At 69.7% G+C, this 18467-nt stretch carries 16 protein-coding genes and 2 pseudogenes; 8 read left to right on the plus strand and 10 right to left on the minus strand.

Annotated elements, in window-relative coordinates; translation table 11 throughout:
- Positions 1-38: 38 nt before the first annotated feature.
- Positions 39-926, plus strand: a complete 888-nt coding sequence (locus ABZX75_RS27420) for a universal stress protein (RefSeq protein ID WP_355415067.1) — start codon at positions 39-41, stop codon at positions 924-926.
- Between the two features lie 476 nt (positions 927-1402).
- Here the strand turns inward: ABZX75_RS27420 and ABZX75_RS27425 are convergent, their stop codons facing one another.
- The 3 genes from ABZX75_RS27425 to ABZX75_RS27435 all read right to left on the minus strand — a co-directional run bounded on the left by ABZX75_RS27425 (position 1403) and on the right by ABZX75_RS27435 (position 3318).
- The gene (locus ABZX75_RS27425; RefSeq protein WP_355415069.1) at positions 1403-1858 is read right to left on the minus strand and encodes a tellurite resistance TerB family protein; all 456 of its coding nucleotides are present in this window, start codon (positions 1856-1858) and stop codon (positions 1403-1405) included.
- A gap of 107 nt (positions 1859-1965) precedes the next feature.
- Positions 1966-3000 (minus strand): sporulation protein, encoded by a 1035-nt coding sequence (locus tag ABZX75_RS27430; RefSeq protein ID WP_355415071.1) that lies wholly within the window; start codon positions 2998-3000, stop codon positions 1966-1968.
- A 99-nt stretch (positions 3001-3099) separates the two neighbouring features.
- The gene (locus ABZX75_RS27435) at positions 3100-3318 is read right to left on the minus strand and encodes a hypothetical protein (RefSeq protein WP_355415073.1); all 219 of its coding nucleotides are present in this window, start codon (positions 3316-3318) and stop codon (positions 3100-3102) included.
- 379 nt (positions 3319-3697) lie between these two features.
- On the opposite strand from ABZX75_RS27435, the gene ABZX75_RS27440 reads away from it, so the two are divergent.
- The 3 genes and pseudogenes from ABZX75_RS27440 to ABZX75_RS27450 all read left to right on the plus strand — a co-directional run.
- The gene (locus tag ABZX75_RS27440) at positions 3698-5032 is read left to right on the plus strand and encodes a hemolysin family protein (protein ID WP_355415075.1); all 1335 of its coding nucleotides are present in this window, start codon (positions 3698-3700) and stop codon (positions 5030-5032) included.
- A complete protein-coding gene (locus tag ABZX75_RS27445) occupies positions 5029-6036 on the plus strand; it encodes a hemolysin family protein (protein ID WP_355415077.1) in 1008 nt (335 codons plus the stop codon). The genes ABZX75_RS27440 and ABZX75_RS27445 overlap by 4 nt, the downstream gene beginning before the upstream one ends.
- Positions 6037-6505: 469 nt before the next feature.
- Positions 6506-6712, plus strand: a pseudogene (locus ABZX75_RS27450) (XRE family transcriptional regulator); the annotation flags it as partial.
- A 135-nt stretch (positions 6713-6847) separates the two neighbouring features.
- Here the strand turns inward: ABZX75_RS27450 and ABZX75_RS27455 are convergent.
- The 4 genes from ABZX75_RS27455 to ABZX75_RS27470 form a co-directional block, all read right to left on the minus strand.
- Positions 6848-7276 (minus strand): hypothetical protein, encoded by a 429-nt coding sequence (locus tag ABZX75_RS27455; RefSeq protein ID WP_355415079.1) that lies wholly within the window; start codon positions 7274-7276, stop codon positions 6848-6850.
- Between the two features lie 164 nt (positions 7277-7440).
- Entirely contained in the window at positions 7441-8532 is a 1092-nt protein-coding gene (locus ABZX75_RS27460) for a PP2C family protein-serine/threonine phosphatase (RefSeq protein ID WP_355415081.1), read from the minus strand.
- A gap of 585 nt (positions 8533-9117) precedes the next feature.
- Complete coding sequence (locus tag ABZX75_RS27465) at positions 9118-9438, minus strand: hypothetical protein (RefSeq protein ID WP_355415083.1); 321 nt, start codon at positions 9436-9438, stop codon at positions 9118-9120.
- A 268-nt stretch (positions 9439-9706) separates the two neighbouring features.
- Positions 9707-11026: a jacalin-like lectin gene (locus tag ABZX75_RS27470; RefSeq protein ID WP_355415085.1), complete on the minus strand. Its 1320-nt coding sequence runs from the start codon at positions 11024-11026 to the stop codon at positions 9707-9709.
- Between the two features lie 225 nt (positions 11027-11251).
- Here ABZX75_RS27470 and ABZX75_RS27475 point away from each other — a divergent pair, with 225 nt between their 5' ends.
- A complete protein-coding gene (locus ABZX75_RS27475; protein WP_355415087.1) occupies positions 11252-11809 on the plus strand; it encodes an XRE family transcriptional regulator in 558 nt (185 codons plus the stop codon).
- A 767-nt stretch (positions 11810-12576) separates the two neighbouring features.
- Here the strand turns inward: ABZX75_RS27475 and ABZX75_RS27480 are convergent.
- The 3 genes from ABZX75_RS27480 to ABZX75_RS27490 all read right to left on the minus strand — a co-directional run bounded on the left by ABZX75_RS27480 (position 12577) and on the right by ABZX75_RS27490 (position 14509).
- Positions 12577-13143, minus strand: a complete 567-nt coding sequence (locus tag ABZX75_RS27480; RefSeq protein WP_355415089.1) for a VanZ family protein — start codon at positions 13141-13143, stop codon at positions 12577-12579.
- Positions 13144-13595: 452 nt separating this feature from the next.
- Entirely contained in the window at positions 13596-13979 is a 384-nt protein-coding gene (locus tag ABZX75_RS27485) for a YihY/virulence factor BrkB family protein (protein WP_355415091.1), read from the minus strand.
- Positions 13967-14509 carry a YhjD/YihY/BrkB family envelope integrity protein gene (locus ABZX75_RS27490; RefSeq protein ID WP_355415093.1) on the minus strand — a complete coding sequence of 181 codons (543 nt, stop codon included), beginning with the start codon at positions 14507-14509 and terminating at the stop codon, positions 13967-13969. The genes ABZX75_RS27485 and ABZX75_RS27490 overlap by 13 nt, the downstream gene beginning before the upstream one ends.
- 412 nt (positions 14510-14921) lie before the next feature.
- Here ABZX75_RS27490 and ABZX75_RS27495 point away from each other — a divergent pair.
- The 3 genes and pseudogenes from ABZX75_RS27495 (at position 14922) to ABZX75_RS27505 (ending at position 17880) form a co-directional block, all read left to right on the plus strand.
- Positions 14922-16528, plus strand: a pseudogene (locus tag ABZX75_RS27495) (TROVE domain-containing protein).
- A 762-nt stretch (positions 16529-17290) separates the two neighbouring features.
- Positions 17291-17587 (plus strand): hypothetical protein, encoded by a 297-nt coding sequence (locus tag ABZX75_RS27500; protein WP_355415095.1) that lies wholly within the window; start codon positions 17291-17293, stop codon positions 17585-17587.
- Complete coding sequence (locus tag ABZX75_RS27505; protein WP_355415097.1) at positions 17584-17880, plus strand: hypothetical protein; 297 nt, start codon at positions 17584-17586, stop codon at positions 17878-17880. Before ABZX75_RS27500 ends, ABZX75_RS27505 begins: the two co-directional genes overlap by 4 nt.
- Positions 17881-18467 lie beyond the last annotated feature (587 nt).

Raw genomic sequence — 18467 nt, forward strand, 5'->3', positions numbered from 1 at the left:
GCCCTCATGTGGCTGCCGGTGACACGAGAGGCGAAGCGATGTCTGGGCCGGTCGTGGTGGGCGTGGACGGCTCTCCGTCCGCGCTGGCCGCCGTGGACGCCGCAGCGCGCGAGGCGCAGATGAGGGAGGTGGAGCTGCGGGTGGTTCATGCCTTCACCTGGCCGGCCCTGCATGCTCCGCCCGTAGCCTCGCCGCTCGGTCCGCCCGCAGGGGGCGTGCGGGAGGCGGTTGAACACACGGTGACGCAGGCGGTCCGGCGGGCCAGGAGCGCGGCACCTGGGGTTCAGGTGAGCCAAGCGGTGATCGCCGGTGAGCCGCTGACGGTCCTGGAAGCGCAGTCGCGTACCGCGCAGCTCATCGTGGTGGGCCACCGCGGCGCGGGGGGCTTCCTGGAACTGCTGCTGGGATCGACCGCGGTGCATCTGAGCGCGCACGGCCGGTGCCCGGTGATGGTGGTGCGGGGCCGGCCGGACCAGGCCGGGCCGGTGGTGGTGGCCGTGGACGGCTCCCCGCAGGGGCAGGCCGCCGTTGCGTTCGCCTTCGCCGAGGCTTCGCTGCGGGGGGCCGAGCTGCTGGCGCTGCATGCGTGGACCACCTGGGCCGATCACGGCGAGCACAGCCTGGGCCAGGCGGTAGATCTGGTGGACCTGATCGGTGATGTGGACCAGATCCGTGCGGCGGAGGAGCGCCTCCTCGCCCAGGCCGTGGCCGGGCACCAGGAGCGGTACCCGGATGTCACGGTCCACACCTCCCTGGTGCGCGGACGTGCCCGTCCGGCGTTGATCGAGGCAAGCGGCAACGCCCAGCTGATCGTTGTCGGCGCACGCGGACGCGGCGGATTCACCGGCCTGCTGCTGGGCTCGGTCAGCCAGGCCGTCCTCCATCACGCCCACTGCCCCGTCACCGTGGCCCGCTCCGGCCTGTGACCAGCCCCTCGGCCACGCCTGCGGACCCGACGCCTCCGGACGACAGAAACGGGCCCGAGAACCGGACACGCCGACGCCAGCGGGGCCTTGCTGTCGGGCGGCTTCCACGTCACGATCTACGTCTTCGGCGCCATCCTGCTGCTCACCGCTTGGAAGGTGCTGGCACGGTGGTGCGCAGGTGCGCCCGGAACTGGTACCGGGCAACCACCACGGCTGAGGATGACCGCACGACGGCCGCAGTGCGGGCTGGCCGCACGTGCTGCTGGGAGGTGCGGTCCCCGGCCTCGTGAGCGTACCTCCCAGCAGGACCGCTGATCAGGCGTGCTGCGGCCCCAGGAGGCGGGCGTGTGATCAAGTCATCCAGGCTGACCAGCCCTGTGAGCCGTCCGCGGGCAGTCGATGCCCTCGGTGTCGGCGACTCCGAGGGCTCGAACGGGGGATGGGCCTCAGCCGGTCCCGGCGGGCGGGAGATCCGGTCAGAGGTCGAACTCGTGCGGGAGCAGGTCCAGGGTGTAGCAGGCTTCGCGGACGGCGGCCTGTTCGGTCTTGTCGAAGTCGCCGTCGGCGCCGCCGATGACGATGCCGATCTGGATGACGGCACGGGCCTCGGCGGGCTTCTTCTTCGCCTTGGCGATCTCCTGCAGGATGCTGACCTTGCCGAAGTCGAAGTCAGCGGTCAGCTTGTTGAGGTTCTCGTCGAAGCGCCGCTGCAGGTCCGCGGCGTCGAAGTTTCGCAACACGTCATTCGTGGCGATCAGCTGGGCGACTCGCTGGCGTTCGGACGGGTCGATGGTGCCGTCGGCGGCGGCGACGAGCGCGCACATCGCCATGGACGCATCGCGGAAGGCGCCGGATTTGAGGTCGTTCTTCTTCGCTTCCAGCTGCGTCTGCATCTGCTGGGCGGATTCCTTGAAGCGGTCCCACAGGGCCATGCCAACTCCACTGGTCGTAGGGGGCGTGCGGGCCGGGGACGGACGGGCCGGCCCGGACAAGTTATTTCTACACCAACGTAGAAGTCAGTGCGCAGGTGGAGGTGCGGCTAGGCCTCCTCGTCCCCGCCGTCTTCCTCGTCGTCTCCCTCGAAGAAGTCGCCGATCTCGTCGACGGCTTCGGCGGCGACCATGCCGCCGACCACGCCGACGGCCAGTCCCGCGGCGCCAGCGGCGGCCACGGTGCCCATGCCGGGGCCGGACCGGTGAGAGCCGTGGTGGCTGTCATGCCCGTGGTGGCCGTGGTCATCCTTGTGGGTGTGGCCGCCGTGGACGTCGCCGTGCCCGTAGGGGTGGTGGGCGGTGCGGGCGCTGTGGGCGTCGAGGAGCTGGCTGATCCAAGACCCGATGACCGCGTTCCAGTCCCGGTGGGCCGCACCCTCGTGGCTGACGTGGTGCCGGCCCAGGATGTCGTGGCCGCCGGAGAACAGGCCGCCGCGCTTGTCGGCCTCCAGGATGACCTCCATGCCGCCGGGATTGGCCAGGAAGGTCACCTCGATCTCGTTGACCTGGTGGGCGTACTGCGGGGCCGGGGCGAGTTCGATTTCCTGGTAGAAGGGCAGCTGCTGGCCGGAGCCGTTGATGCGCCCGTATTCGAGGTCGGCCGACTTGAAGCCGAAGCCGAGCTGTCCGAAGGCTTCCAGGATCGCTTCCTGGATGGGCAGCGGGCCCACCGTGAAGGGGTCGAGGTCGCCCTTGTCCTTGGCTCCGGCCACCGCGAGCTCGGTACGGACCCCGAGGACGATGCCCAGTGCCTGCCCGTGCAGCTCGGTGACGGGGGTCTCCCAGGGCAGCGTGAGGGCGAACGGCAGGGTGCGGTGCTCACCCTCGGTGAGGCGGAAACCGCCGCCGACACTGAAGCGTTCGAAGACAGCCGTGCCCTCCTGCTCGCCGCCGTCGTGTTCGGCTTCGACGCGGGCGAGGAGTTCGAGCGTGATGTGCTCGATGTCGAAGTCGGCCCGGCCTCCGGTCAGGTGGACTTCGCCGGTCAGACTGCCGCCAGGCAGGACGGCTCCGGGCGCAAGGACCGTATCAACGGCGGGTCCGCCGACACCCATCGAGCCGAGCAGGCGCTTGAACACCATCGTGGCGTTCTCCTTCGTCTTACGTGCGTGTGGATTGCGTAGGGGCGCGGCGCCGCGGGTGCAGGTCCCCTCCGCGGCACCAAGCGCCCGTTGGGGGCGTTACTTCGCCGCGTCCAGGGCGGCCAGGGCCTGCGCCCAGCCGACGTACTTCAGGTCGGCAAGATCGGCGACGGTCTTGACGCCGAATGCTTCGTTGAAGGGGTCGCCCTGTCGGTCCGAGACACCCTTGAGCGCGGACACGGGCGCGGCCAGCACCTCGGGCAGGCTCTTGTCCGCCCACGCCTTGTCCGGCACCTTGTCCAGATCGATCGAAGCCATGTGGCGTTCCCCTCCTGACTCCGCGCCCACAGAGCGCGCGTACGGGCGCCAGGGCAGCACGGAGTACCCCGCACCACACTGGCATTATCTACAAGCATGTAGAAGCATAGGAGAACGAGGCAACTGTGGAACGCAGGGGCGAGAGATCGGCTGGGAAAGTCCGAAAAGACCCCTCCCCCTGTCCTGTGCGTCGCCTCTGGCCAGGGGCTTTACTGCTCCTTTACAGTTGTCGTGCGGATAATTGTCCGCCCAGATCCATCGGGCCGGAATGCGGTCCGATCGAGTGAAGAAGGAGCAGCAGACCCGCAATGGGTGAACCTCCCAGTACGAGCCGTGCCACGCCTTGCCCGATGAATCAGCCGGGAGTGGGGGTGGCACGGTGACCGAAGTCCTGTTGCTGCTTCTCGCGCTGGCTCTGACGCTGGCGTGCGCGGTGTTCGTAGCCGCCGAGTTCTCGTTGACGACGGTCGAGCGCAGCGAGCTCGAACGCGCCGCCAAGGCCGGTGAGCGGGGCGCCGAGAGCGCCCTGGCGGCCGCCAAGCGGCTCACCTTCCAGCTCTCAGGGGCCCAGCTGGGCATCACCGTGACCTCGCTGGTGATCGGCATGCTCGCCGAGCCGTCCGTCTCCGCCCTGCTGCGCGGCCCCCTGGAGGTCGCCGGCCTGCCCGCGGGTGCCGTGTCGGGTACGGCGACCCTGCTGGGTGTGGCCATCTCGACGGTCGTCCTGATGGTGGTCGGCGAGCTGGTGCCGAAGAACTGGGCGATCTCTCGTCCGCTGGCCGTCGCGAAGGTCGTCGCCGGGCCGCAGCGCGCCTTCACTGCCGCCTTCGGACCGCTGATCCGGCACCTGAACAGCACCGCGAACCGTCTGGTGCGCCGCTTCGGCCTGGAGCCCGCCGAGGAGCTTGCCTCCGCCCGCACGCCCGAGGAGCTGGTCGCGCTCGTTCAGCACTCGGCCCGGGCGGGTGCGATCGAGGCGGACTCGGCCGAGCTGTTCGTCAAAACCCTGCACCTGGCCGAGCTGACTGCCGAGAACGTGATGACCCCGCGGATCGATGTCCAGGCCCTGGAGGCACACGCCAGCGTCGCGGACGCCGCGAACCTCACGCTGGCCACCGGCCTGTCCCGCTTCCCCATCTACCGCGACACCCTGGACCAGGTCATCGGCAGTGTCCACATCCGCGACGTCCTCGCCCTGGAGGAGGGCAAGCGGCCGCTCACCCCGGTCACCGACCTGATGACCGTGCCCCTGCTTGTGCCGCACTCCCTGCCCGTGGACACTCTCCTCGGGCGGCTGCGCAAGGCCCGCACCATGGCCGTGATCATCGACGAGTACGGCGGCACCGCTGGCGTCGCCACCGTCGAGGACATCATCGAGGAAGTCGTCGGCGAGGTCCGCGACGAGCACGACCCCCTGGAAGTCCCCGACCTCATCCAGGCACCCGACCAAGACGGCCGCCCCGTGTGGGAGGCCGACGGCAGCGTCCGTGTTGACGAGCTCGAAGAGATCGGCCTCACTGCACCGGAAGGCCCGTACGAGACCCTCGCCGGCCTGATCGCCACCCGCCTGGCACGTATCCCCGCCGAGGGCGACACCCTCACCGTGGACGGCTGGGAGCTGTCCGTACTCGACATCGAGCACCACCGCGCCGACCGCGTCGCGATCACCGCACCGGCCGCCGTGCCCACCCGGGCCAAGGAGAAGAGCCGATGACCGCCATCCAGCTGCTGATCGGCGCCTTCACCCTGATCACCAACGCCTTCTTCGTCGGCGCCGAGTTCGCCATGATCTCCGTACGGCGCAGCCAGATCGAACCGGCAGCCCGCAAAGGCAACCTCCGGGCCAAGACGGTCCTGTGGGGACTTGAACACCTCTCCGCGATGATGGCCACCGCCCAACTCGGCATCACCGTCTCCTCCCTGGTCCTGGGCGCGGTCGCCGAACCCGCCATCGCACACCTGCTGGAACCCCCGTTCCACTCGGTCGGCGTACCCGAGGCGCTGATCCACCCGATCGCCTTCGTCATCGCGCTCACCCTCGCCACCTACCTGCACATGCTCGTCGGCGAGATGGTGCCGAAGAACATCGCGCTCGCCGCCCCGGCCCCCACGGCCCTGCTGCTGGGGCCGCCGTTGGTCGCCCTCACCCGGGCTCTGCGTCCGTTCGTCTTCGGCATCAACGCCTTCGCCAACGCCCTGCTACGGCTGATGAAGGTCGAGCCCAAGGACGAAGTCGGATCCGTCTTCACCGACGACGAACTCACCCGCCTCATCAAGGACTCCAGCGCCGCCGGCCTCCTCGCACCCGAGGACGGCGAACGCCTCCAGGACGCCCTGGAGCTCGGCACCCGCCCCGCCGGCGAAGTCATGGTCCCCCTCGACCGCATGGTCACCCTCGGCCACGACATCACCCCCCAGGGCCTGGAACGAGCGGCAGCGGCACATGGCTTCTCCCGCCTGCCCGTCACCGGACCAGGTGAGGAGATCCTCGGCTACCTGCACATCAAGGACGCCCTCGGCCTCACCGACCGCACCGCGCCCTTCCCCCGCAGCGCGCTCCACCCCATCACAAAGGTCGCCCTGGACACCCCGCTCGACGACACCATGACCGCCATGCGCGCGGCCGGAACCCACCTCGCCGCCGTCACCGGCAGCAAGGGCACCGTGCTCGGTTTCGTCACCATGGAAGACGTCCTGGAAGAACTCGTCGGCGCCTGACCCGCAGGAAGCGTGGCCGGCACCCGCCCGCTCGGGTGCCGGCGGCAGCCGCGCGACGGGTCTCCCCGGCGGCGGCCCGCTCCCGTTCCACCACCACCCCCGCCGCCGCGCCCGGCCAGCCGGCCCCGGCCGAAGCCGCGGTCCCCGCTCACCGACAGGACGCTGCGCTCACCAAGGGGGGCGGGGCGCCGGCGGTGAAGGCGCGTACGGTCTCGGGGAGAAGCGACCTGGTCAGTGGGTGGCCGCCCCAGCCGCAGGGGGGTGTGGGCGGGGTGGTGATGACCGGCAGGCAGCAGAGTGCCGGGACCGGCACGCTCGCGGGAACGCTCCTGGCGGCGTGCGGCTGGTGGGCGGACTGGTCCGGGCACGCGGGCGTGGGGCTGGCCCTGTCGCTTATGGCCGGGGCCGTGGTGCTGACCTGCGCAACCGGCCGCGAAACTGTCCCCAGACGGGGCAACGGAGGAACACCATGGGCATCATCGGGGACAGCTTGGAGCGGGCCGAGCGGGAGGCCGACACACGGCCCATCCCGCGCAGCGCGGGCGCGCGGGTGCGGTATCTGGTGAGGCAGCACAAGGGCTCCACCCGGGCCGTGGCGGGACTGTTGGGGGTCTCGCAGCGCATCGTGGAGCGGTACGTGAAAGACCAGATCAGGAAGCCGAAGCCCGCGCTTGCGGGCCTGTCGGTTTGCCAGGGGAGTGTGACGGGCGACGGTTTCCTGCCACCTGATCGTGACCGGCGGTGGGCGGAGGTGCTCGGAGGTGGTGGGTTGCTGGTTGTTGCAGCAGTGGTGTGGGGCGATGGGACTTGATCACGCGCCGGTATCCGGGCCGGGCTGCAGCGGTGTCGATCTTGGGCCGCTTCGCCGTTCGGCCCGTGTCACGGAGGCGATCAGCACGGAGAGGCTCATGGTTACCACGAGGCTTGCCGTCATGACCATGCCCACGCCAACCATGAAGAGGCCGCTGGCGTCGTCCGACCAGTCGTAGTAGGCGGCGGCGGTCAGACCAGTCGTGGTGGCGAGCACGGCATCCGCGATACGACCCCGCGACGCGGCCCAGTACACCGATGCCAGTAGGGTCAGCACCAACCCGATCACCTGCCACGTCTCGTACGGGCCGGTTTCCGAGCCGTCGGCGTGTACGTCACGATGCTGGTCCCAGCCCAGCCAGGCGGCCCATGCCGCCACCGGTATGAGGAAGAGCAGGTAGGGAGCGAGTCCCAGTGATTTCTGGCGCATGGCCCCAGCATCCGGGCCCGCCCGGGTCCCGGGGCAGAGTGCGCATACTCACCTCCCCTGAGTAGCCGGACAGCCAAAAGAGTGGCGCGGTCCTGTGCCACTGAAGCTTGAGTGTGTGCCATCGAGGGTTGAGCGGTGCGGGCCGCTCGCTGGGACTCCGTGCCTCAGGTCTCACACAGGCGTACGGCGAGGGCGGCGATGTCGTCGTCAAGGCGTCCTCTGCTGTAGTGGAGGAGGTCGCGGTGAAGAGCCGTGAGCAGTTCACGGGGCGGTGTCGGGGGCTGTCGACGCATCCAAGCTGCCAGCGGGAAGAACTCGCCGTCGCGGGCGCGGGCCTCGGCGATCCCGTCGGTATAGAGGAGCAGCAGGTCGCCGGGGGCGAAGTCGAAGGTGTCGACGTTGTAGTGATCACCGATCAGCTCCGCGAGGCTGAGCAGTGGTGAGGGGGTGGCGGACTCCAGGACACGGAGTTTCCTGCGGTTCAGGAGCAGCGGTGGGGGGTGTCCGCAGTTGAGGATGTCGATACGTCTGCCCTCGTGCGGGATCTCGACGAGAAGGGCGGTGGCGAAGCGCTCCATCGGCCCCTCGGGGGGAAAGGCGGCGTTGTAACGGGTGCTGCTGGCGTCCAGCCTGCGTGCGACGTTGACCATGTCGGTCTCGCCGTAGGCCGCCTCCCGGAAGGCGTTGACGATCGCCGCGGCCGCCCCCACTGCCGGCAGGCCCTTGCCCCGCACGTCACCGATGAGCAGCCTGACCCCGTATGGCGTGTCGACCACCTCGTAGAAGTCCCCGCCGATGCGGGCCTCCGCCGCGGCCGCGAGGTACAGCGACTCGATCTCCACGTTCCCCAAGCGGCGTGGCATAGGGCTCAGCACCACCTGTTGCGCCGCGTCGGCGACGAGCCGTACCTGGAAGAGGGTGCGCTCCCGCTGGAGCCGGACATGGCTTCCGTACGCGGCGGCCACGGTGACCGCGATGATCCCCGCGGCCGTCCACCACGTTCCCAGATCGGGGAAGACGAGGCTGAGGCCGATCATCAGAAAGAGGCAGACCGTCCCGAGCAGGACGGTGGGGAGGACCGGCCACATGGCGGCGGCTAGGGCTGGCGCCGCGGGCAGGAGGCGGCTGAAGGCCATCTCAGGCGGAGTGGAGTAGGCCAGGCTGGCGATCACGACGGTCAGAATGACCGGAGACAGCCGCACAAGCCTCTCCCGGCCGTAGCGCCGACGGAGTCGCGGCCGTCCAGACTCGATCACACTTCCCAGACTATCCGCGCAATGAGGGCATGGCGCTCTGACGAACAGAGTCGGCTGCCTGCCCCGGACCGGCTCGCCGGCCTGCGATGCCCGGCGGCGCAACCGCCGCCCCAAGGGGCTTCCACGATCAAGGTTCGGTGGCACAGGACAGCGGCGCAGTCATGAGGGGCCGCGCGGATCGTAGGACCCCGCGATGGCAATCGAACTGAACGACGAACTCATCCAGCTTCGGCGCACGGCCGACGCGGCCCGGGGTGCGTGCGACGGCCGCCCCCTGCGGGGCGGAGGCGTGGCGGCCGTGGCTGGAGGCTGCGGCGGCGGTGCACGAGGCGGTCACCGAGCACGCGAAGACGACGGGGCAGAACCGCTACGAGGTTGAGAAGGTGCTCGTGACGGCGGCCAAGAGCGAGGAGCGCCGCCTGAGGTCTGACCCGGCCTGGCGCGTACCTGGGACTGGCGGGGCGGCCTGCTGGGCCGTCCGGCGGCCTCCACTAGGCCGCGGTGCCTTTCCTCGATGGATGTCGCATTTGCCGAACACAGGATCCAGCTCACACTTGCGGCCCTCGTTCGGCCACCCCGCTGCTGTCATGCACCCAGCGTGGCCTGCGCGGGCTTCCTGAGCAGCTCATACAGCACCGAGAGGCTCTCCTCGCGGTGGCCTTCGGCGACAGCACGCCGCAGCAGATCGTGCATCGGCTCGATCCAGGCGACATCGAGGTTCGCCTCCTCGCCCAGTTCCTTGTCGTAGGCGATCCCCTCGTAGAAGTTGCCGACGGAGGACAACGGCCTGCTGTAGTCGCCGCTGTCGATCTCCTCCGCGATGCCCGGCAGGAGAGCGATCACCATCTCCAGCCATTTGACGGAGTACGGAACCATGCTGCTGGCCTTCAGCCCACGCGCGGACACAAGCGCGGCGCCGTGGAAGAACCCGATGAGGGAGGGCAGCGTGCTCGTCGAAGGTGGCCCGGTCGTCGCTGTAGTAGAGCAGCGTGTCCGGCAGCCCGACGGCCACGGGGACGTTCTTCACGGCCCCGTCGAGGAATCGTGGCCCGTACCCGGCGGCCCGGTCGGCCATCTGGCGCGCCCCGCCGGGGGTACCGGAGCATCCCTACCAGTGGCCGCAGTGACGGGAAAGGTTGCCGTCACGTCGTGAAATATTCGAACGACTATCGGATCAGTCGATGGGGGCGTAGATCACGCCCAGTTTGTCGATCTCGCCACCGGCGCGCCCGGTGAAGCCGGTGATCTGCCAGCCGGTGGGCGCGGTGTAGGTGGCGGTGTCGGACGTGGCCGTGCCCGCCGACAGGGTGCGTCCGCTGTCGGTGGTGAAGACGGCGGAGAAGATCCGCGTCCGGCCGTCCTTGACGCCCTTGGTGAGCCGCACCGTGGTGAGGTGCTCGCCCGGCACCAGGGTGAGGGAGACCGGCGTACCCCCGGTGCTGCCATGCGTGAGCGCAGTACCGCCGTCCAGGACGAGCGACACCGAGTCGAGGCGCGCGCCGCCCCGCAGGGTGAGGGTGCGCGGGGAGGGGCGGGCGGGCAGGTCGTCGGCGTCGTTGAAGGCAGTGCCGTGGGGCCCGCCGAACTGGTCGGAAGCGCGCAGCCCTTCGGCCGGACGCCAGGAGAAGTCAACGGTGTGCGGGTAGTGGTCGGACAGTGGCTTGCCCGCGCTGTCGAGGAAGGCGGCGTGGTCGTTGGCGTAACGGGTGGCGGTGAGGTGCACGAGCGGGCCGCCACGATAGAGGATCTTGTCGACGACCTCGCAGGCGTCGGTGACATTCGCCGGGTCGCACACCAGCGGGTCGGCTCCCTGCGGGGGAGCGGCGCCGCCGCGTATTAACTGCACCCACGCGTCGGTGAGCCCGTTGCGGGTGGCCAGCTCCCTGATGTTGTCGCCCGCACGTGTGTAGCGGGTGTTGGTGTCGCCCATCACGATGACAGCGTTGCCGCCGGAGTTGGCGGCGATGAAGTCCGAGAGCTGGGTGATGTTGGCACGGCGGGCGGCCAGATCGGCGTCCGCCGAACCGGCGTTGGTGTGGACGTTGTAGACGTCGACGAGTACGCCTTGGGCGAGCCGGGTCCGGGCGAGGGTGAAGCCCTTGGGTGTGAGGCAGTCGGTCCCGTTGCACTTCTCCCAGTCGACGCGCTGGTAATCACCGAAGGGCTGGTGGGAGAGGGTGTTGAGCCCGTCGCCGAACAGCGCGCCGCCGCTGGTCGCGCTGCGGTGCGGGTGGCGGTCGTTGGCATACAGCGCCGCGTGGTAGTTGAAGTCCTCCTGGACGTTGACAATGTCGTATGGGCTCAGGCGCTGCCCGATCAGCGGGGTGTTGACGGCCGGGTCGCTGTCGCCGAGTCCCAGCGGGAGCCCCGCGACGTTGTAGGTGAGCACGCTGAAGGCCCCGGAGCCGACCGCGGTCGCGGGGGCGGCGGCGCTCGTGGCCAGGCCGGTGGCCGCGATGATGCCCGCGGTGAGGGAGCCGATCAGTTTTCGCATCGTGGGAGTTCGCTTTCCGCTGGACGGGGAATCGGGGACGCCGTTGAGAATCGCGACGCGGAGTCATCGGGTCAATGGGGTGTCGGTCTCTGGCCGGAAAGCGACCGCCAGTGCGTGAACCGACCCCGCCGAATGCCGGGTTCTGCACGGCTGCGCGGTCTGGCACCACCTGCGCAGACTCCGGCGACGCCTCGGCGTCCCCAGACGGGGCAACGGAGGAACACCATGGGCATCGTCGGAGACAGCTTGGAGCGGGCCGCGCGTGAGGCGGACACACGGCCCATCCCGCGCAGTGCGGGCGCGCGGATGCGGTATCTGGTGAGGCAGCACAAGGGTGCCACCAGGGCGGTGGCGGGTCTGTTTGGGGTCTCGCAGCGCATCGTGGAGCGGTACGTGAAAGACCAGATCAGGAAGCCGAAGCCCGCGCTTGCGGGCCGGCTGGAGGCCGAGGTACGGCGCCGGTGGCAGCCCCTGGTCCGCAAGCGGGCCCGGGGGAGGGCCGCGAAGCAGACCGGGCTGGTCATCGAGACCCGGGCTCGGTTCGGGTTCACCGCCGCTGCGGGCACCACGGACGACGGGCGGATGCGGCGGATCACCCAGCACCTGCCGCCCGAGTACGGGCGCCGGCTGCTCGCCGCCCAGGACGCCGGCGCCTCCGAGTCCGAGTTGCGGCAGATCGCCGCCGAGGGCCTGCAGGAGGCCTACTTCAAGGACGGAGGCAGCCGCGCGCAGGGGCTGCTGGTGGAGTTCACGGACATCGACTACATCGACGTGAGTATCTGACAGGGTCAGACCACATGGACTGCATTTTCTGCCGCCTGATCCGCGACGACTCCGCCCGGTGGGTGATCCGCGGACCCGTGGCCACGGCGTTCGCTCCTTTGAACTCCCTCGCGCCAGGCCACACCCTGGTGATTCCCACATCGCACTACACGGACATCTTCGATACTCCGCCGGAGGTCCTGTCATGCAGCTCGCCACCGCCATGACGGCCAGTCACGCAACACGACCGCACCACAGAAGTTGAGCCAGAGCCGAAACTCGCGAACAAGGCCAGTCCACTGTCCCTGCGGTGCGCTTGACTGTCCGCCATGGACCTCGCGCAATCGACGCTCAACGGCCTGCCGGCGGTGCGCCGCCCCGGGCGGGTCTCTACATCTGCCTCTGGACATCGACCCGCACAGGCTGGTCGAGTTGCTGGCTGATCGTCACGGGCCCCGCGCACCCTAGTCCTGGACGGCTTCACGAACCCGACCGTGGAGGAGTCCTGCGGTGCGGCTCTCCTCGCCCTCCTCAACGGCCAGGGCGTGACGATACGAGCATGGGCGTACGGGAATCAGTGGATCGCCACCGGGACCGCGCGGGACGCGAAAGGCATCGTCCGGCCTGTGCTGCAGGGGCTCGCATGTCCGCCCATGGTGCCGTGGTGGATGCCGGCCGCCCATGACAGCACGGCCCCGGCTACCGACAGGGATCGCATCACTGCTCGACGACTGCCCCGGCAGCGATACCCGGCCCATGCCGCTGCTGAAGCGTTCTCACGCGAACAGTTACGTCGGATCCGTAGCAGTCACCGAGCGTTTGGTGAATCGGTGCCACCAGTGGCGGCGCCGGGGATGCACTGCACGGCCCAACCGGAGGCCGATCAGCAGGTAACCCAGAAGAGCACCTGTGGTGTTGAGCAGAACGTCATCGATGTCGAAGGTACGCCCGATGATAAGGGCGCCTTGGACGAGTTCCACGAGGAGCATCACGAGAGCGGTGACCACCGCTACCCGGACCAGCCCTCGGGTTCGGGGCACCAGCACCGGCAGCAGCACACCGAACGGCACACCCATCACGATATTGCCGCCGAGCTGCTTGACCGTGTCAAGCGACGCGGGCTGGGCGAGATAGGCACGGATGGAGTCACCAGGGCGCAGGTTACTGTGCGTCAACGGCACGGATGCCGCCGACGGTTCCAGCGTCAGCCGGGCCAGCACCACCGCGAATCCCACCATCGCCGCGAAGGCCAGCAGCATGGCCAGTACCCGGCCGAGCACAGACAGGGGAGGTTTTCCGGGAACACGGTCCCCGGGTTCCGTCGCGGTCTTGTCACGCAGGACTATCCGCGCCATTACGAACTCCTAGCCGAACTGGTTTGCTTGGACGTTCCCATACCCGCGTCGTGAAGCGGCAAGCGCTACGCCGGGGGGTCCGTTCCGGTCCGAAGATGCCGGCGTGCCCGGAGGCAGTTGGATGAGCGTGCGGCGCAGCAGCGCGTCGTCAGGCTCCTCAGCGACCGGGGCGGGCACTGGTCGCCGACGGACCGGTTGAGTGTGTCATGCTCTCAGTCTTTTCCAACCTCACGAGTGCCGACGCGGGTCTCCTGTGACATGCGGCGTGACGCGACGGGCAGCGGTCGTCAGTCGGTGGCAGAGCCACGACCACCGGAACCCGCGTACGTTAGCGGAGGGGGCTGCGGTGCCTGGCGTACTGGTCGTCGCTTTGTCTGTGGGGGTGCCTGTGTGCGAGGGAATCGAGTGGCTGGCCGATCGGGACGAGGGCTGGGCAGCTTATGCCCGGTGGGTCACGGACGGCGGAGTTTGGCCAGTTCGGCGTTGAACTGGGCGCCGGTGAGGAGGGCCAGGTTGGACAGCCACAGCCACACCAGGAAGACGATGATCCCGGCGAGCGACCCGTACAACCGGTTGTAAGTGCCCACGTGCGAGACGTAGAGGGCGAAGCTGGCGGAGGCGACGAGCCACAGTGCCACGGCCAGAGCGTCTCCCAGAAGCCTCTGCCGCACCCCGCGTGTCCCGGCCGGGCCCGAGCGGAACAGCACCAGCACCAAGATGGCGACCAGGCACAGCAGGAGCGGCCATTTCAGCGTGTTCCATGCGGTGCCGGCCATACTGCGCGTGCCTACGAGCCGGCCGACGGTGTGGGCCGCTTCGCCGGTCAGGATGAGCACCAGGGGGCACTGGAAACCAGAAGCATCAGGAGCACCAGGGCGGTCATCACCAGCCGTGGCGCCGTCCTCCACGCCGGGCGCAGGTCCTCGATGCCGTGCATGACGTGCAGCGCTCGACGGAAGACCCCCAGATAGCTGGAGGCGGACCCCAGGGCGCCGATCGTGCCGAAGACGGCCAGCATCCAAGCAGCTGTGTGCTGCTCCGCCATGCCCTGCAACGTGCTCTGCATGACGGGGCGGGACTCGGTCGGCAGGACAGAGATCACGTTACTGATCAGGTTGTCGGTGGTCGAGGCGCCGACGATTCCCAACACCGAGACCGTGACAAGGAGCGTCGGGAAGAGCGCGAGCTTGATCTGCGTGGAGGTACCGGCGTACACCGTCACCCGGATCACGGAGCCGTTCCTGTTCGGGATCGACCCGGCCGGGCTGGCGCAGGCCCGCAGGACGAGCTGAGTCCCGCCGCGGCCAAGTCCTTTCCGTACGGCCGCCAGGAACAGCCTGACCGGCAGAGCTGGGCGCCGGCTCACGGTGATGGCCTTGGCTTGGTCGGAGCTATGAGCGGATTGCCGGATCCAGTGAAAGTGTGGGAGAACGGGCTCCGCCCCGCGTAGAGTCCCAGGTCAGCAAGCCCGCTCCCCGCGTATGCGGGGATGGCTCGCAGGGTTATCGGTCGGGGGAGGACGGGGCAGACGTTCGCGCCGTTTAATCGCTGGTGTGAGGGCAGTTGGCCTGCTTTAGTGTCATCGCGACCGCGCCCCCGATGCGCCCGGCTGCGGCTACTTCCTTCTGACAACCAAGTGACGCCGCCGCCCCTTTTTGATCTCGGGCGGCGCGGCCGCACCTCGCCCCTTGGACTTTTGGCCGGGGCCGTCCGTTCCTTTCGATCCGGGGGTTTCACTGCCTCGCTACACTCAGCGCGTCTCCAAGATCTGGTCCGAGATGCTCGTGGCCCCGCACGTCTCGGCGGCCGCCGCCCACACCACGCACGCACCCGCGGTCCACCACTGGCGCACCGGGCAGGCCACGCGCACCTACGAAGGCGGACCGGCCTTCGTTCGGGAGCCCCGGGAGGAGCTCTTCCTCTTGGCCGTCGGCAACTTCGTCTCCCAGCAGACCTTCTACGAGAGCGGCCAGGACCGCGACGACCGATACGCCCGCCTCGTGGGTCAACTCGCCGTCGCGGACCCCGTATGGACGGCCGGTGCCTGCTGCGCTGGCTCCGCAGCGAGGGAAACATGCGCACGGCGTCCTTGGTCGGTGCCGCCGCGTACGTTCGGGCGCGGCTCGAGGCCGGGTCGGCCGGCGGCCCGTCCAACCGGTCCGTGATCGACTCGGTGCTCCAGCGCGCCGACGAGCCCGGAGAGCTGCTCGCCCACTGGACCTCGCGGTACGGGCGGAACGTGCCGCAACCCGTGAAGCGGGGCATCGCCGACGCCGTACGCCGGCTGTACTCCTCGCGGTCCCTGCTGAAGTACGACACCGCGTCCAAGGCCTTCCGCTTCGGGGACGTGCTCAACCTGGTGCACGCCTCCCCCGACCCGGACAAGCCCTGGCAGGGCGCCCTCTTCCGGCACGCCCTGGACCGCCGCCACCACCCGGAGCAGGCGGCCGTGCCGGCCACCGACCGGCTGCTGACCTCGCACCGGGCGCTGATGGAGCTGCCGCCGGACGGGCGGCGGGCCGCGGTGACCGGGCCGGGCGGCGCCGAACGGCTGGCCGCGGCGGGCATGACCTGGGAGGCCCTGGCGGGCTGGCTCCACGGACCGATGGACGCCGCCGTCTGGGAGGCCGTGATTCCCTCGATGGGCCCGATGGCGCTCCTGCGGAACCTGCGGAACTTCGACGAGGCAGGGGTCTCGGACGAGGCGGCGGCCCGGGTCGCGACACGCATCTCGGACGCCGCCGAGGTCGCCCGCTCCCGGCAATTCCCCTTCCGCTACCTGGCCGCCCACCAGCACGCGCCGTCGCCGCGCTGGGCAGCCCCTCTGGAGCGGGCACTGGGCCACTCCCTGGCCAACGTACCGACCCTGCCCGGCCGGACGCTGATCCTGGTGGACCGGTCCGACTCCATGTTCTGGGACACCCTCTCCGAGCGGTCCACCCTGACCCGCGCGGACGCCGCGGCCGTATTCGGGACCGCGCTGGCGATGCGCGCCCAGCAGGCGGACCTGGTGGAGTTCGGTTCGTCCAGCGCACCGGTGCCGTTCGCGGCGGGGGAACCAGTGCTCGATGTGCTGAAACGTTTCCACAGCCTCGGGGGCACCCAGACCACGCTGGCACTGGGCACCCACTACCGGGAACACGACCGAGTCCTGATCGTCACCGACGAGCAGGCCGCGCACCAAGGCCCCGGCAGGCCGGCCGAACCGGTACCGTCCGGGATCCCCGTATACACCTGGAACCTGGCGGGGTACCAGCCCGCCCACAGCCCCGCAGGCCCCCACAGGCACGCCTTCGGCGGGCTCACGGACGCCGCGTTCCGGATGGTCGGTCTCATCGAGGCCGGCCGCCACGCCACCTGGCCGTGGACTGCTGGCCCGACATAGCCAGAGCTCCCCTCCCTGCGAGGTCGGCCCCGGTTCCCGCCTCACGGCTCACGGAGCGTCTGCCGAGGCCCTGCGGCGCGCCGCCTGGACCTGGTGCCAGGGGTTCTGGGCCCGGGATTGCGCGCGGTCGAGGTACTCGCGCTTCACCGTGGCCGAACCCGGCTTCCAGCGGCCCTGCTGGGTCGGATCGCCCCCGGCGTCCGCGATCTCCTGGGCGCCGGCCGCGGCGCAGGCCGTGCGAGGTGACCAGGTGCCAGCCGGGCAGGCCGGCCAGGTAGGCGCGGTGACGGACCCAGTCGTTGAGGGCGTCGCCGGTAACGTAGTCGCCGCGCGCGGTGGCCGCGACCCGGTTCTCGAGCCGTGCGCGTCTGCCCGATGACCGTCGTGTCGCCGGCGTTCTCCGGCCGGAGGCAGATCCGTGGCTCTGCATGCGCGTCGCAGATCAGCTCGGAGGTGTCGCGTGCGACGACGGGGTCGTAGCCCAGAGACTTGGCGAGAGGGATGACAACGGCAGCCGAGCCGGCGACCAGCACGAGCGCGAGTGCGGTCCGTGGCCAGGGACATGCGGTGGATTACCGCCAGGGCGGCAGCGCATAGTGCCGCGGCGAAAATGACGGCGACCCAGACGGCCCTCGGCAGGAAGCCGGAACCGACGCCGGTACCCGCTGCCCTACGACCCCACGGCGTACGGAAACGGCGTACACCGGGAGTGCGCCGAGTGCGGCAGGCCCTTCCGCATGGCGGGTGAACTGTGCCCGCCGTGTGCCGGGTACTGCCGTCATCGCCGCCGTGCACGCCGTCGGCCCCTGCCCGGCCGATCAGGAGGCGGCCTGGACCGACCGGGTCCGCGAGCGCGCCGTGAGCCTCTACGTCCTCGGGGACACCGTGGGGCAGGACATCGCCCGCCTGGACGCCGCGAAGCAGTTCACGGCCACCCTGCTCGACGTCCGGGTCGAGGCGTCCAGTACCCGCGGCGTGTTGGTCCTACGCGACACCTCTGCGAGCTGGAACAGACGATCCGCACGGACCGGGGCGACTGCGAAGCCGGCCGGGCGATGATCGAACGCGCCCGAGCCCCCGTCGGCCACCGGGTCCGCGTCTACCGCCTCAACGAACGGATGGCCTCCAACGCCAAGCTCGAGGTCCGCATCGTCGTGCACCTCGCCGACTTCGGAGTCGACACCGACCCGGTCCACGAGAACAGCGCGAAGCAGAACGTCCTCGCGGCAGCCGGAGGCGACACGGCCGTCGCCCAGCGGGCGTGGTCGCAGGCCGGGCCGCCCGAGTCGGGGTCCGTGTCCGTGCGGCAGCTCGCCGACGCCCTGGCCCGGCTTCCTCACGGCGACGGATGACGTTCCTGGCGAGCATCAAGCAACCAGGCGCGCCCTCCGGCAGGAGCGGGCGGCCACTCGGCTCGGCATTGCTTCGCTGAGAACGAACTAAGAGCAAGATGCTCCGCTTCCGACGACGGGACTCGGACGGGGGAAGCGGCTCGTCGAGGCCTTCAGTCGATCAACCGCACGAGATGAAGGAAAGGTTCGCGCCAACAAACCTCGCACTTTCGGGCTCTCTCCAGTTGGACACGTTGAGTTCACCGCGCAAACAACTTCGTCGGGTTAACGTGTTTCTTGACCAATCATTGACTGGTGCTTGGTGCGTACAAGAGATGCCGATTTTGCTGGAGGGATGGATAGTGCGAGGTGTGACTGCCGGGACCGTGCTCGCAATCCCCGCCGCCGCCCTGCTCACCGCCTGCCGCCGGCGCACGCGGCGGCGTTCGCACACGCGCACGGGGCCCGTCGTGCCGCGGCCGAAGCCCAGTCCGGAATTGAGTCATCCAGGTAGACGCCGTGCGCCATCACGGGTCACGGCGACCGCTGCCTCGGCGGGTCAGCAGGCCTCCGCGCGCATCCGCCACGTCCCGGCGGCGCTCCAGGTC

It is taken from the genome of Streptomyces sp. NPDC003038 (assembly GCF_040611115.1).
Lineage (GTDB): Bacteria > Actinomycetota > Actinomycetes > Streptomycetales > Streptomycetaceae > Streptomyces.